This is a genomic window from Amycolatopsis sp. NBRC 101858, from assembly GCF_030269325.1.
GTDB lineage: Bacteria > Actinomycetota > Actinomycetes > Mycobacteriales > Pseudonocardiaceae > Amycolatopsis > Amycolatopsis ponsaeliensis.
Genome location: NZ_BSTD01000001.1, coordinates 469737 through 483140, shown reverse-complemented (window position 1 = coordinate 483140; position 13404 = coordinate 469737). Strand labels below are relative to the sequence as shown.

General features: G+C 72.1%; 13 protein-coding genes. 6 read left to right on the top strand and 7 right to left on the bottom strand.

The genetic code is table 11. The features are described from left to right. Window positions 1-2 precede the first annotated feature (2 nt). Both QSK39_RS02240 and QSK39_RS02235 read left to right on the top strand, forming a co-directional pair. Window positions 3-521 (top strand): formimidoyltetrahydrofolate cyclodeaminase, encoded by a 519-nt coding sequence (locus QSK39_RS02240; protein ID WP_285475986.1) that lies wholly within the window; start codon window positions 3-5, stop codon window positions 519-521. Window positions 522-635: 114 nt separating this feature from the next. Continuing rightward, window positions 636-2045 (top strand): S1C family serine protease, encoded by a 1410-nt coding sequence (locus QSK39_RS02235; protein WP_285475985.1) that lies wholly within the window; start codon window positions 636-638, stop codon window positions 2043-2045. Between the two features lie 4 nt (window positions 2046-2049). Here QSK39_RS02235 and QSK39_RS02230 read toward each other — a convergent pair whose 3' ends face one another. Continuing rightward, a complete protein-coding gene (locus QSK39_RS02230; protein ID WP_285475984.1) occupies window positions 2050-2439 on the bottom strand; it encodes a MarR family winged helix-turn-helix transcriptional regulator in 390 nt (129 codons plus the stop codon). Window positions 2440-2525: 86 nt separating this feature from the next. Here QSK39_RS02230 and QSK39_RS02225 point away from each other — a divergent pair, with 86 nt between their 5' ends. Then, window positions 2526-3986, top strand: coding sequence for an MFS transporter (locus tag QSK39_RS02225; protein ID WP_285475983.1), 1461 nt, complete (start codon window positions 2526-2528; stop codon window positions 3984-3986). A 104-nt stretch (window positions 3987-4090) separates the two neighbouring features. Here the strand turns inward: QSK39_RS02225 and QSK39_RS02220 are convergent, their stop codons facing one another. Beyond that, on the bottom strand, window positions 4091-5458 hold the full coding sequence (locus QSK39_RS02220; protein ID WP_285475982.1) for an MFS transporter: 1368 nt from the start codon (window positions 5456-5458) through the stop codon (window positions 4091-4093). After that, window positions 5455-5913 carry a carboxymuconolactone decarboxylase family protein gene (locus QSK39_RS02215; protein WP_285475981.1) on the bottom strand — a complete coding sequence of 153 codons (459 nt, stop codon included), beginning with the start codon at window positions 5911-5913 and terminating at the stop codon, window positions 5455-5457. The genes QSK39_RS02220 and QSK39_RS02215 overlap by 4 nt, the downstream gene beginning before the upstream one ends. 47 nt (window positions 5914-5960) lie before the next feature. Here QSK39_RS02215 and pdxR point away from each other — a divergent pair, with 47 nt between their 5' ends. Further along, a complete protein-coding gene (pdxR, locus tag QSK39_RS02210; protein WP_285475980.1) occupies window positions 5961-7352 on the top strand; it encodes a MocR-like pyridoxine biosynthesis transcription factor PdxR in 1392 nt (463 codons plus the stop codon). On the opposite strand, the gene QSK39_RS02205 is transcribed toward pdxR, so the two are convergent. The 3 genes from QSK39_RS02205 to QSK39_RS02195 all read right to left on the bottom strand — a co-directional run bounded on the left by QSK39_RS02205 (window position 7347) and on the right by QSK39_RS02195 (window position 9077). Continuing rightward, window positions 7347-7850 (bottom strand): GNAT family N-acetyltransferase, encoded by a 504-nt coding sequence (locus tag QSK39_RS02205; protein WP_285475979.1) that lies wholly within the window; start codon window positions 7848-7850, stop codon window positions 7347-7349. The two genes, pdxR and QSK39_RS02205, sit on opposite strands and share 6 nt — an antisense overlap. Before the next feature lie 2 nt (window positions 7851-7852). Further along, a complete protein-coding gene (locus tag QSK39_RS02200; protein ID WP_285475978.1) occupies window positions 7853-8206 on the bottom strand; it encodes a VOC family protein in 354 nt (117 codons plus the stop codon). A 70-nt stretch (window positions 8207-8276) separates the two neighbouring features. Then, complete coding sequence (locus QSK39_RS02195; RefSeq protein ID WP_353051031.1) at window positions 8277-9077, bottom strand: glycoside hydrolase family 25 domain-containing protein; 801 nt, start codon at window positions 9075-9077, stop codon at window positions 8277-8279. 259 nt (window positions 9078-9336) lie between these two features. Here QSK39_RS02195 and QSK39_RS02190 point away from each other — a divergent pair, with 259 nt between their 5' ends. Further along, complete coding sequence (locus QSK39_RS02190; RefSeq protein WP_285475977.1) at window positions 9337-10917, top strand: substrate-binding and VWA domain-containing protein; 1581 nt, start codon at window positions 9337-9339, stop codon at window positions 10915-10917. Window positions 10918-10928: 11 nt separating this feature from the next. Continuing rightward, window positions 10929-12671, top strand: coding sequence for a hypothetical protein (locus QSK39_RS02185; RefSeq protein WP_285475976.1), 1743 nt, complete (start codon window positions 10929-10931; stop codon window positions 12669-12671). Here the strand turns inward: QSK39_RS02185 and QSK39_RS02180 are convergent. Then, the gene (locus QSK39_RS02180) at window positions 12665-13369 is read right to left on the bottom strand and encodes a class I SAM-dependent methyltransferase (protein ID WP_285475975.1); all 705 of its coding nucleotides are present in this window, start codon (window positions 13367-13369) and stop codon (window positions 12665-12667) included. The two genes, QSK39_RS02185 and QSK39_RS02180, sit on opposite strands and share 7 nt — an antisense overlap. Window positions 13370-13404 lie beyond the last annotated feature (35 nt).

Sequence of the window (13404 nt, the reverse complement as noted above, 5' to 3'; positions counted from 1 at the left end):
CCATGCGTGACCAGATCATGAGCGACTTCCTCAAGACCCTCGCCTCCGACGCCTCCCCGGGCGGCGGCGCGACGGCGGCCCTGCACGTCGCCCAGGCCGCGGCGCTGGTCGCCACGGCGTCGCCCGATGGGCGCGAAGCTCGGGCGTTGAGCATGCACGCGCTGCGGCTGGCGGAGAAGGCGGCGCACGCGGCGGCCACCCTCGCCCGAGCGCGCCGGCTGCCGCTGGGCGAAGCACGGGACAGTGCGGTGGCCGAAGCGCGTCGGCGCGCCTGCGCACCCGCGGCGGAGGTGATCGCCGCCGCGGCGGCCGTGCTGGACCTGGCGGACCGCGTCCCGCCGGACTCCCTGGTGGCCACCGACCTGGTGGCGGTGGCGGAAGCGGCCAGGGCCGCGGCGACGACGGCCGGGGTGAGCATCGAGATCCAGTCCGGCGCGGCCGCCGGGCCCGAGGTGGCCGCGGTGGGCGAGCACGCGGACCGCTTGACGGCCGCGGCCCGGGAGGTGGTGGTCCCGGCGTAACCGTCGATCACCGCGGGTACATCCACAGCAAGTCCATAAAACGGGGCCAGGAAATTCTCAGGAACGCGGAGTTTCCTGGAGCGGCCGGAGGCTTGTCGAGGGCTGGAGCTGTGCATGAGCGAGTACGACCGAGGACCGCGGGGCGGCGGCGAGTACCCGTACGGCTACGGCCAGGGCGAGTACCCGCCGGGTCAGGGCTACTACGACCAGCCGCAGTACTACGGGCAGCAGCCCTACGACCAGCAGCCCTACGGTCAGCAGCCCTACGGCCAGCAGCCCTACGACCAGGCCCGTGACCAGTGGGGACGCCCGTACCCGCCGCAGTACACCCAGCCCCAGGGCTTCCACGGCCAGGGCTATCACGGCCAGGAGGGCGCCCCTCCCGGCTACGGCTACCCGCCGCCGCCCGTTCCGGCGCCCCCACGCCGGCGGCCGCTGCGGACGCTGATCGTCACCGTCGTCGCGGTCGCGCTGGCCGTGGTCGCCGGGCTCGGCATCGGGCACTTCATCTCCGCCTCGAACAGCCCGAGCGCGAGCGGCAACCAGAACTTCGGCTTCTCCGGGCAGCCCAGCGCGTCGGCGACGGCCTTGGACGCCGACGCCGTGGCCGCCAAGGTCAACCCGGCCATCGTCAACATCAACACCGAGCTCGGCCTGCAGGGCGCGGCCGCGGCCGGCACCGGCATCGTGCTCACCGCGGACGGCGAGGTGCTGACGAACAACCACGTCGTCGCCGGCGCGACCAGCATCAAGGTCACCAGCATCGGCACCGGGGACACCTACCAGGCGCACGTCGTGGGCTACGACCGCAGCGAGGACATCGCGGTGATCCAGCTCGAAGACGCGTCCGGCCTGCCCACCGCGAGCATCGGCGACTCGTCCACGGTCAAGGTCGGCGACCAGATCCTCGGCCTCGGCAACGCGGGTGGCCGCGGCGGCGACCCCGTCCCGGCGCCCGGCACGGTGGCCGCGCTCGACCAGTCGATCACCGCGTCCGACGAGTCCAGCGGGTCGTCCGAGCAGCTCACCGGCCTGATCCAGGTCCGCGCGAACATCGAGTCCGGCGACTCCGGCGGCCCGCTCGTCAACGCGAACGCGCAGGTCATCGGCGTCGACACGGCCGCGTCCACCGGCTACCAGCTCAACGGCCGCCGCAGCGGCGCCGGTGGCCAGGGCTTCGCCATCCCGATCAACCAGGCCGTCGACATCGCCCACAAGATCGTCGCGGGCACCGCGTCGGACAAGATCCACATCGGCAAGACGGCGTTCATCGGTGTCTCGGTCTCCGACGGCCAGGGGGCCCGGATCCGCGACGTCGTCGCCCGCGGGCCGGCGCAGCAGGCGGGTCTCGCGGCCGGGGACGTCATCACGGCCATCGACGGCAAGGCGATCGACTCCGCGACGACGCTGACGAACGTGATGGACACCCACCACCCCGGCGACAAGCTGACGCTGACGGTGACCAGCGCGGCCGGTGGTCAGCAGCAGGTCCAGGTGACGGCGGCCGAGGGTCCCGTGGGCTGACGCGTCAGCGCAGCGTCTCGGTGAGCACCTCGCGGTGCGTCCGCTTGGCCGCGAGGTACTTCTCCCGGCCGGCGTCGGTGATGGTGACGAAGATGCCGCGCCGGTCCAGCTCGCACAGCGCGCGCTCGACCAGGCCCTCCTTCTCGAGGCGGGCGACCAGCCGTGAGGTGGCGCTCTGGCTGAGGTGGATGGCTCCGGTGAGGTCGGCCGAGCGGCACTTGAAGTCGCAGGTCGCGAGCCGCTCCAGGGCCTCGAACTCGTTCGCGCCGATGCCGTGGCGCTCCTGCAGGCGGCACTCGAGCGTGGTGAACACGGCCGAGTAGCGGGCCAGCAGCTCGTGCCACTCCTGGACCAGGCTGTCCTCGTTCACCGCGTGTTCAGCGACATCGCTCACGGCGACCAACCTAGCATGCGCGGACATCAGATGCAAGTGCATTAAATGCTTAGACATTAGATGCGTGTGCATGTACTGTCGCCGGCATGAGCTCTTCCGTGTCCTTGTCCACCACCTCGACCCGGTGGGACGCACGTCTCTGGGGTGTCCTGCTCACCGTTTCGATCGTCATCGGCCTCGACGCGCTCGACGTGTCGATGGTCGGGGTCGCGCTCCCCGCCATCCAGGCGGACCTCGGCCTGTCCACCAACGCGCTGCAATGGGTCGTCAGCGGCTACGTCCTGGGCTACGGCGGGCTGCTGCTGCTCGGCGGGCGCACCGCCGACCTGCTCGGCCGCCGCCGCGTGTTCCTCGTCGCCGTCGCCGTGTTCGCGCTGGCCTCGCTGCTCGGCGGGCTCGTCGACGACGGCGCGCTGCTCATCGCGAGCCGCTTCATCAAGGGCCTGGCCGCCGCGTTCACCGCCCCGGCCGCGCTGTCCATCATCACCACGACGTTCCAGGAGGGCCCGGCCCGCAACAAGGCGATCAGCATCTTCGCCGTGTTCGGCGCGAGCGGGTACTCCGCCGGGCTCGTGTTCTCCGGCCTGCTGACCGAGGTCGGCTGGCGCTGGACGTTCCTGCTGCCCGCCCCGATCGCCCTGGTCGCCCTGGTCGCCGCGTGGAAGCTGATCCCGAGCTACGCGCGGGAAGAGGGCCGCGGCTACGACTTCCCGGGCGCGATCACCGGCGCCGCCGGCTCGCTGCTGCTCGTGTTCGGCGTCGTCGAGGCGCCCGAGATCGGCTGGGCCGCGCCGCGCACGCTGATCACGTTCGCCGTCGCGCTCGCCCTGCTGGTGACGTTCGTGGTCATCGAGAAGCGCAGCCCCCACCCGCTGCTGCGCCTGGGGATCCTCCGCGCCGGCCCGCTGGCCCGCGCGAACCTCGGCGGCGCGCTGTTCTTCGGCGCGTACATCGGGTTCCAGTTCGTCGTGATGCTGTACCTGCAGCGGGTGCTCGGCTGGTCGGCGCTGCAGACGGCGCTCGGCTTCCTGCCGGCGGCGCTGATCGTGGCGTTCGGCTCCCCGCGCATCGAGCCGCTGATCGACCGGGTCGGCACCCCGCGCACGATCTTCGCGGGCGTCGTCGCGCACGTCCTCGGCTACGCGCTGTTCCTGCGGGTGGACGAGCACTCGGGGTACGCCGGGTACGTCCTGCCCAGCATGATCCTGCTCGGCATCGGCTTCACGCTGGCGTTCTCCTCGCTCAACATCCAGGCCACGGCCGGGATCGCGGACCGCGAGCAGGGGTTGGCGGGCGGCCTGCTGAACACGTCGCTGCAGGTGGGCGGCGCGATCGGGCTCGCGGTGGTGACAGCGGTCCTGACCGCCAACGGCGGCCGTGAAGCCTCCCCGGCGGCGCTGCTGACCGGGTTGACGCCGGCGCTGAGCGTCGTCACCGGCATCGCGGTCCTGGGGCTGCTGATCGCGATCAGCGGCCTGGTCGCCCGGAAGAAGACGACGGTCGAAGAAGCCGTCGACCGTGAGGACCTCCTGGCTCTCGCGGACTGAACCACGCGGAAGAGCCACCATCGCGGGGGATGGTGGCTCTTCCGCGGCCCGGCCGGCACCGGATTCCGTCGGTGCCCTCGGCTACCGTGGAAAACGGGGGCTGCTCAGGCCGGAACCGCCACCGCCGGCCGGGTGCCGCCGAACCGCAGCGCCACCACCGCGGTCAGCGCGATGCCCGCCGCGGCCAGCAGAACCGCCGTCCGCAGACCATCCACTTCGGACGGACCGGCGTTGGCCACCGCGACGAACACCGCCAACCCGACCGTCCCGCCGACCTGCTGGGCCGTCGACGCCACCCCGGACGCGATTCCCTGCGCCGACAGCGGAATCCCGGCCGCCGCGGCGCCGGACATCAGCGTGTAGCCCGCGCCCTGGCCCAGCCCCAGCACCACCAGCGCCGGAACCACCGCCAGGTACGAGGCCGCCGCGGTCATCGACAGCCCGAGCAGCACCGCGCCCGCGCCGCCGACCACCAGGCTCACCACCAGCGTCGGGCGCGTGCCGTAGCGGGTGGCCAGCCGGCCCGCCGCCTGCGAACCCGCCGCGATCGCGACCATCGGCACGCCGAACGCCAGCCCGGTCGCCAGCGCGCCGTAGCCGTGCACGCCCTGGAAGTAGCCGGTGAGGAAGTACAGCAGCGTGCCGAACGTGCCCATGTAGAGGAACGTCACCACCACACCGGTGCCCAGGTTGCGGTCCCGCAGCAGCCGGAGCGGCAGCAGCGGGTCGCGCCCCCGGCTTTCGATCACGGCGAACGCGGCCAGCAGTCCCAAGCCCGTCACCGCCGCGCCGAGGACCACCGGGCTCCAGCCCCGCTCCGGGCCTTCGACCAGCGCGAACACCACCGACGTCGTCCCGAGTGTCGCCGTCAACGCGCCGGCGAGGTCGAACCGGCGGCCGGGCTCCCGGGCGCGGTCGCCGGGTAAGAGCACGAAGGCCAGCACCGCGGCGGCGGCCGCCAGCGGGACGTTGACGAAGAACACCGCCGCCCAGCCGGACACCTGCGTCAGCACGCCGCCGAGCAGCGAGCCGAGGATCATCCCGCTGCCGCCCGCGGTGCCCCACACCGCGAACGCGCGGTTGCGCTCGCGGCCCGCCGCGAACAGGGTGCCGACCAGCGTCAGCGTTGCCGGGAAGAGCAGCGCCCCGCCCAGGCCCTGGCCGGCCCGGGCCGCGACGAGCAGGCCGGGGTCCCCGGCCAGCCCGCCCGCCAGCGACGAACCCGCGTAGAGCGTGCAGCCCAGCGCGAAGACCCGCCGCGGGCCGAACAGGTCGCACGCCCGGCCGCCCAGCAGGAGGAACCCGCCGAACGCCACCGCGTACGCGCTCACCACCCACTGCAGGCTCTGCGCGGAGAAGCCGAGTTCGCGGCCGATGTCCGGCAGCGCCACGTACACGATGTTGTAGTCGAGGGAAATGATCAGCTGCGCGAACGCCAGCAGCGCCAGCACCGCGCCCGGACGGCGGGTCACCGGGCCACCCGCTCGTCCGTGCCGGGCACCTTCGCCGTGGTGATGGCGATGCGGTTCCACGTGTTGATGGTGAAGATCAGCGCGAGCAGCTGCGCCAGCTCTTCTTCGCCGAACTGGCCGGCGGCCCGGGCGTAGACGTCGTCGGGGACGCCGCCGGCGATGAGCGTGACGGCTTCGGTCAGGGCCAGTGCGGCCTGCTCCTTCTCGCTGAAGAAGTGCCCGGCTTCGTGCCACACCGCGACCATGTGCAGCCGCTCTTCGCTCTCACCGGCCTTGCGGGCGTCGGAGGTGTGCATGTGCAGGCAGTAGGCGCAGCGGTTGAGCTGCGACGCGCGGATCTGGACCAGCTCGACCAGCGCGGGGTCGAGCCCGGCGCGGGCGGCGGAGTCGAAGCCGATCAGGGCCTTGAAGGCCTTCGGGGCGGACTGGGCGAAGGTGAGGCGGGAGTTCGTCATGACCAGAAATCTAGGGCCCGGTTGACCTCCGTGTAGGGTGCATTTCCGTGGCGGATTCGTGGGTCAATTCCGGGGTCGACCTCCACCTGGACCTGGCGGGCACCGGCGGCAAGCGGGCCGCGCTCATCACCGCGCTGCGCGACGCCGTCCGCACCGGACGGCTCGCCCCGGGCACCCGGCTCCCGCCGTACCGGTCGCTGGCCGCCGACCTGGGGCTGGCCCGCAACACCGCCGCCGACGCCTACGCCGAGCTGGTCGCCGAGGGCTGGCTGACCGCGGTCCAGGGCTCCGGCACCCGCGTCGCGTCGCGGGCCGAGCCGCTCCCGGCGGCCCGGACACCGAAGAAAGCGCCGGGGGCTGCGGCGCCGCGGTACAACCTGCGGCAGGGCCAGCCGGACGCGACGTCGTTCCCGCGTCCCGAATGGCTCGCCGCCGCGCGCCGCGCGCTGGCCGTCGCCCCGCACGACGCCTTCGGCCCCGGCGACCCACGCGGCCGGCGCGAACTGCGGGAGGCCCTGGCGGGCTACCTCGCGCGGGCCCGCGGCGTGCGGACGTCACCGGAGCGGATCGTCGTGTGCTCGGGGTTCGCGCACGCGCTGCGGCTGCTGTTCCCGGCGGTCCTGCGCGGCCCGCTCGCCGTCGAGGCGTACGGTCTCGCATTCCACCGTGCGATCCTCGCCGCGGCCGGCGTCGAGACGATTCCCCTTGCCCTGGACGAAAACGGCGCGCGCGTCGCCGAGCTGGACGTGCCGGCGGTGCTGCTGACCCCCGCGCACCAGTTCCCGACCGGCGGCCCGCTGCACCACGACCGCCGCACGGCGGTGCTGGACCACGTCCGCGCGACCGGCGGCGTGCTCATCGAGGACGACTACGACGGCGAGTTCCGCTACGACCGCAAGCCGGTGGGCGCGGTCCAGGGCCTCGACCCCGAGCACGTCGTCTACGTCGGCTCGGTGAGCAAGAGCCTGTCACCGGCGGTGCGGCTCGGGTGGCTGGTGCTGCCGGAGAGACTGGTGGACGCGGTGCTGGCGGCGAAGGGCGAGCGCGAGGCGTGGGCGAGTGTGCTGGATCAGCTGACGCTGGCGGAGTTCCTGGAATCGGGTGCGTACGACAAGCACATCCGGCGCATGCGCCAGCGCTACCGGCGCCGACGCGATCTCCTGGTCGAGGCGCTGGCCGAGCGGGCACCGCACGTGGTCCCGACCGGTATCGCCGCCGGGTTGCACGCAGTGCTGCGGCTGCCACCCGGCAGCGAGCCGTCCGCGGTGAAAGCCGCCACGTGGCAAGGCATCGCGCTGGACGGCTTGGCGGCGTTCCGGCACCCGGGGAGTACTATGTCCACAATGGACGGACTGGTGGTCGGGTACGCGACCCCGCCGGAACACGCGTACCCGGCGGCGATCGACGCGCTGTGCCGCGCACTCCCGCCCGCGTCATAGCAACGAGCGGGTGAGCCAGACCACTTCACCGTTGTCCTCGGTGGAAACGTGATCCCGCTCGAACCCGAGCTTTTCGAGAACGCGCAGCGAGGGGGTGTTCCAGGCGCCGACGGTCGACCAAAGCCGTTGCCGCCCGGTCGTTTTCGCGGCATCGACCACCGCACCGGCCGCCTCGGTGGCGTAGCCGCGTCCGTGCGCACGCTGGAACAGTTCGTACGCGATCTCGGGCTCGTCGAGCGTGGAGCGGCCGATGATCAGCCCGCAGTAGCCGATGAAGTCGCCTTCGTCCCGGCGCCGGACGGGCAGCAGGGCGATCCCGGTCTTCGCCGTCGCGGCAAGCTGCTTCGCGATGAGGGCCCGGATGTCTTCGACCTCGGGCGTCCCGTTGCCGCGTTCGGCGTGCAGGGCGCTGAGCGTGCCGGCATCCGATTCCGTCCACGGGCGCAGGATCAGCCGCTCGGTTTCGAGCCGGACCGGCATCCGCGCGTAGCCGGGCACGGTCAGGCCGGCTGCCAGAGTTCGATGCGGTTGCCTTCGGGATCGGTGACCCAGCCGAACCGGCCGATGCCGTCCATGTCCTGGGTCTCCTCCGCCACGTCCGCGCCCTGCTCGCGGAGCTGGGTGAGCATCGCGTCGAGGTCGCGGACGCGGAAGTTGAGCATGGTCTGCTGCGTACGGGCTCCGAAGTAGTCGGTGCCGGCTTCGAACGGCGCGAACACCGTCGGCCCGGGTTCCTGCTGCCACAAGCCGTGCTCGTCGGCGCCGAGGCCGAGGGCGTCGCGGTACCAGGCTCCCAGTGCCGCCGGGTCCGCCGCGCGGATGAAGTACCCACCGATGCCGAGGACGCGTTCCATGCCGCGATCCTGCCAGCGCGGCGGGGCGTCCGGGGCCGCCGACACGCGGAAGGCCCCGGACCCGCCGCCGCTACCCGACGATGTCGAGCTCGAACGGGTCGGCCGCGCTGTAGTTGATGTCGGCCCACACCGCGCCCGGCAGGTCGTAGCGCCGGTGCGAGGTCAACTTGTTGTTGTAGCCCGCGACCTGCGTGGGGTTGTGGCCGACGCCCTGGTGGTCGTTGCCCCAGGCGAAGATGTCGCCGACCCACATCGGCTTCGAGAAGCCGTCACCGCCGAGCCTCGGCCGGATGATGACCGCCGCACCGGGACTGCCGGACAGGAACACGCGCACCGTGTTCTGGTTGGCGTTGGGCGGGGTGACGGTGATGCGCTCCATGATCTCCACTCCAGTCGAGGCGGATCCGTTTCCGTCCACACCGGGCCAGTAGTCGGCGACGGAAGAGACGTCGTAGCCCGGGGCGACGTCTCCGCGGTACTGCTTGGCGATCGCCCCGTCGGGGATCGCGGGATCCCCGTTGTAGTGGGCGATCCAGTAGTGCGGTTCGGCGACGCCGGCCGACGAGAACGCCGAGCGCACCGTGGGCCAGGTCGAGAGGTTGCAGTAGATCGTGGGGTCCGCGCCGGCCGCCCGGCGCATCCGGACCCAGCCCGGCGCTTCGCCCGGGGTGGCGTCGCCGGGTTCGACGTCCAGGACGTGGCCGTCGTTCGTGCTCGCTTTCTTGACGATGGTGACCTTGACCGCGTCGGGGAAACGCGCCCAGTCGGCGGCCGACCAGGGGTCCAGTTTGATCTTGTCGATGTATCCCGCGACCATCTCCGCGCCGGCGGGGATGTTCGCGGCCGTGACCGCGTCGTACATCGTGCGCACGGGTTGCGTCTCCGTTCGGTGCCGTTCGCCGTTTCGGGGACGGCGAAATCGTCTCCGCGATCCGCCATCGTGCTGTTACCCATGTGGGACGGGCGTCAAGCGCGAATGTTACGCAGTTCCGGACCGTCACCGAGACGGCCGCACCAAGCAATTCCTTCACCACGGGATCACGCGGCGATGGTGACTTTCCGCTATCGGTACTGGCTTCCCGCTCACCCGGCTGGCAAGCTGCCAAGACTTCACGACGGAAGGTACGTGCATGGCGGCACACCCGGCGCGATCCCGGCGCTTCGACGCGCGGGTCGTCGTCCTGAGCGTGCTGCTCGTGGTCGCCCTGCTCGCCTGGGCCGGTGTGGACTACCTGCGTGACCGCTTCGCCGCCGGTGGCTGCGACACCACGACGCCGGTCCACATCACCGCGGCGCCCGACGTCGCGCCCGTGCTCACCGAACTGGCCCGCACGGTACCGGGGCCGGACTGCTACACCGTCGAGGTCACAGCGTCCGCGGCGGCGGCCACCGCGGCGGCGCTGGAAGCCAACGGCGCGAACGGTCCCGACGTCTGGGTGCCGGAGTCGAGCACCTGGCTTTTGCAGGCCCGCGACGGCGGCGCGTGGAACCTGCCCGAGTCCGGCCAGTCGGTGGCGAGCTCGCCGGTCGTGCTGGCGCTGACCGACGAGGTCGCGAAACAGGCCGGCTGGCCCGGGAAGTCACCGTCCTGGTCGGACGTCCTTGCGGGGAGCCCGGTCGGGCTGCCCGACCCGAGCCGCGACCCGGCCGGGATCGCCGCGCTGATCGTGCTGCAGCAGCTGACCAAGGACGCGCCCGATCCCGCCGCGGCGTTCACCGAGGAGATCCGCAAGCTGTCGGCGGTGAAACAGCCGTTCACCGCGTCGCCGGCGTCGGAGCAGTCCGTGCTGGCGCGCAAGCTCGTCGCCGCCTACCCCGCGGCCGGCGTGCCGAGCTTCGACTACCCGTACGTCGTGCTGCCGCGCGCGTCGGAGGCTTCGCGCTCGGCGGCCGAGCGGTTCCTGCGGCTGCTGCTCGACCAGACCGCGACGAAGACGTTCGCCGACGCCGGGTTCCGGACGCCGTCCGGGCAGCTGCTCGGCGACCGGCCGCGCGACACCCGCACCGACGCCGCGCCGCGCCCGGCCGGACCGCCCCCGCCGGACGCGATGTACGGCGTGCTGCAGGCGTGGGCCGGGGCGAACCTCAGCGCCCGCGTCCAGGTCCTGCTCGACGTCTCCGGCTCGATGGCCGCCACCGTCCCCGGCACCGGCCGGAGCCGGATGGCGCTCACCCTGGAAGCCGCGACGCAGGGCCTCGGGCTGTTCAAGCCCACCACGGAAATCGGCCTGTGGTTGTTTTCCACCAAGCTCGACGGCGACAAGGACTACAAGGAACTGCTGCCGATGCGGTCCATCGCCGAACAGCTCGCCGGGGGCGGGGTGGCGACGCTGCAGGCGGTCAAGCCGAAGCCCGGTGGCGCGACCGGGCTGTACGACTCGATCCTCGCCGCGTACCAGAACGCGCGGCAGAACTGGCAGCTCGGCCGGATCAACGTCGTCGTCGTGCTGACCGACGGCCGCAACGAGGACAGCGACTCCGTCGGGCTGCCCGGCCTGCTCGCCGAGCTGGGCCGGCTGCAGGACCCGCGGAAACCGTTGCCGGTGATCGGGATCGGCATCGGTCCCGACATCGACGCGAGCGAGCTGAAGCAGGTTTCGGCGGCGACCGGCGGCGAGTCGTTCACCACGCCGGACCCGCGCAAGATTTCCGACGTCTTCTACCAGGCGCTGAGCACGCTCATGTGCCAGCCGCCGGCCTGCAAGAAGTGAGGACACCCGTGTTGGTGGAGACCGAAAAGCCCGCCCCACGGGTGGCGCGAAGACCGTCCGTCCTGGTCTTGGCGGCGTTCGTCGCGGGTGCCGTTCCGTTCGCGTTCCACGCCTGGGCGGCGTTGCACGGGAATTTCGCGCAGGACGACTTCGTGATGACCTACCGGGCGGCCGTGGCCGGGCCGTTCGACCTCGGCTACCTCTTCCAGGACTACCACGGGCACCTGACGCCCGGCGGGTTCTTCCTGGCGGCGGTGATGACGTGGTGGGCGCCGCTGAACTTCCCGCTCATGGTGGCGCCGCTGCTGCTGATGCGGGCCGCCGCGACGGTGCTGTTCTGGTGCCTGCTGGTGCGCTGCTTCGGCCACCGCTGGGCGATCCTGGTGCCGTTCACCGTGTTCACGGCCTCGACGCTGCTGCTGGTCCCGACGCTGTGGTGGGCCTACGGCGTCCAGATCGTGCCCGTGGTGCTGGCGGCCACCGGGGCGTTGTACTGGCACGTCCGCTACCTGCGCGAGGGCGGCCGGTGGTGGATCGGCACGTTCGCGTGGACGCTCTTCGGCCTCGCGTTCTACGAAAAGGCCGTCGTGGTCCCGCTGCTGCTGGTCGGCGTGACCGTCCTGCTCGGACAGTCCTTCCGGGAGCGGTGGCGCTACTGGGCGGGGCACGCGGTGCTGCTCGCCGCGTTCGTCGTGGCCTACCTCGCGCTGACGTCGAGCCAGGTGGCGTCCGGCGGCACGCCGATGACGGCCGGGACCGTCGCCGACCTGACCGGCCGGATGCTCGGCGACACCTTCCTGCCCGGGCTGGCCGGCGGGCCGTGGTCCGGGCCCGGCCCGGGCGCGACCTGGGCGCCGTCGCCGTTCGCGGTCGTGGTCGTGGTGTTCGCCGCGGCACTGGCGCTGCTGCTCGCCGCCGCGCGGATCCGCGGCCGCCGGGCCTGGCGGGCGTGGGCGCTGCTCGGGCTGCTGTTCGCGATGGACGTCGGGCTGCTGGCGCTGACGCGGCTGCGCGAAGTCGGCCCGGCCGCCGGCGACGATCCGAGGTACCTCGCCGAACTGGCGTTCGTGGCCGCCCTTTGTGGAGCGTTCGCGTTCCTGCCCTCCGGCGAAGTTGCGCCGTCCGGCGGAAAGCGTGAGCGGCCGATCGCGCTAGCCGTGTGCGTGCTTTTGCTCGTCAGCTTCGCGGTGGGATTTTCGCGGCTGGCTCCGGCTTTGCGGTTCGAGCATTCCGCGCAGTACCTCGGAAACGTCCGGGCGGCCGTGGCCGAGGACCCGGATCTGGTCTTCTACGACACGTTCGTGCCGTCCGATGTGGTCCACGAGTGGTTCGGCGCGGACTCGCAGGCGTCCCGGGTGGCCGGCCTGGTGCCCGGCACGCACTTCGACCAGCCGACGAACCGGATGCACCTGCTCGACGCCACCGGCACGCCGCACCAGATCACCGGCGTGGCCGCGGAGTCCCGCGGGGTGCCGGGGCCGGTGCCGAACTGCGGGTACACGGTCGGCCAGACGCTGGTGAGCGTCCCGCTGGACACGCCGATGCTGGGCCGGCACCTGCTGAAGATCGACTACTTCACCTCCGACGGCGGCGAAGGGCTGGTGGACCGGACGCCGGTGTGGTTCCAGGCCGGGCTGCACTCGCTGTACCTGCCGGTGGACGGCCTCTTCGACCACATCGGCCTGCAGCTGTCGAGCGCGGGCGCGCCGGTGTGCGTCGCGAAGGTCGAGGTCGGGAAGCCGGTGACTCAGTAGGGGTCGTACGGGCTGTCGTGGCCGAAGAGCCGGGCGACCGGCCGCAGCCGCAGGCGCAGCAGCACCTTGATCCCGACGTTGCGCAGGAACCACGGCAGCTGCGCCAGCACGCGCACGCGGTCCGCCGTGGACGGTGGCGTCAGCTTGAACCGCGCCAGCGACGTCGCGCGGTCCACATAGGCGTACCGGCGTCCGAAGAGGACCTTCGCGATCGTGCCGAGCGTGACGCCGATCGAGGAAAAGCAGTCGTGGACCAGGATTTCCGCGTCCGGCGGCAGGTGCGCCGACCAGCGCAGGTCGTCGGTGTAGGTCCAGTAGTCGTGCTTGCCGTCGATGTAAAGCAGCTGTATGGGCCGGTCCCAGTCAGGGCGCAGTTCCGTGCTGTAGCCGGCGACGAGCTCGACGACGTCGTCCAGCCCGGCCTGGCGGATGTTGCGCTCGAACAGCTGCCGCGTCGGCGATCCGCCGAACAGCCGCCCGTCGACAAAGGGGTCCACGGCGATCACCGTGGCGCCGACCGTGCGGGCCGCCGCGCCGAGGACGATCGTGGATCTGCCCTGGTGACTGCCGATTTCCAGGATGACGTCGCCCTTTTCGAGCCGCCGCGCGGCCTGCCACAGGGCCTCGCCCTGAGCGCGCGTCATCCAGCCCTTGACCGGCTCGGCGAGAGCCCACGCGTCGGCGAAGCCGTCCGCCACCAGTTCGTCCGGAATGGCGCACCTGCCTGGAGTTC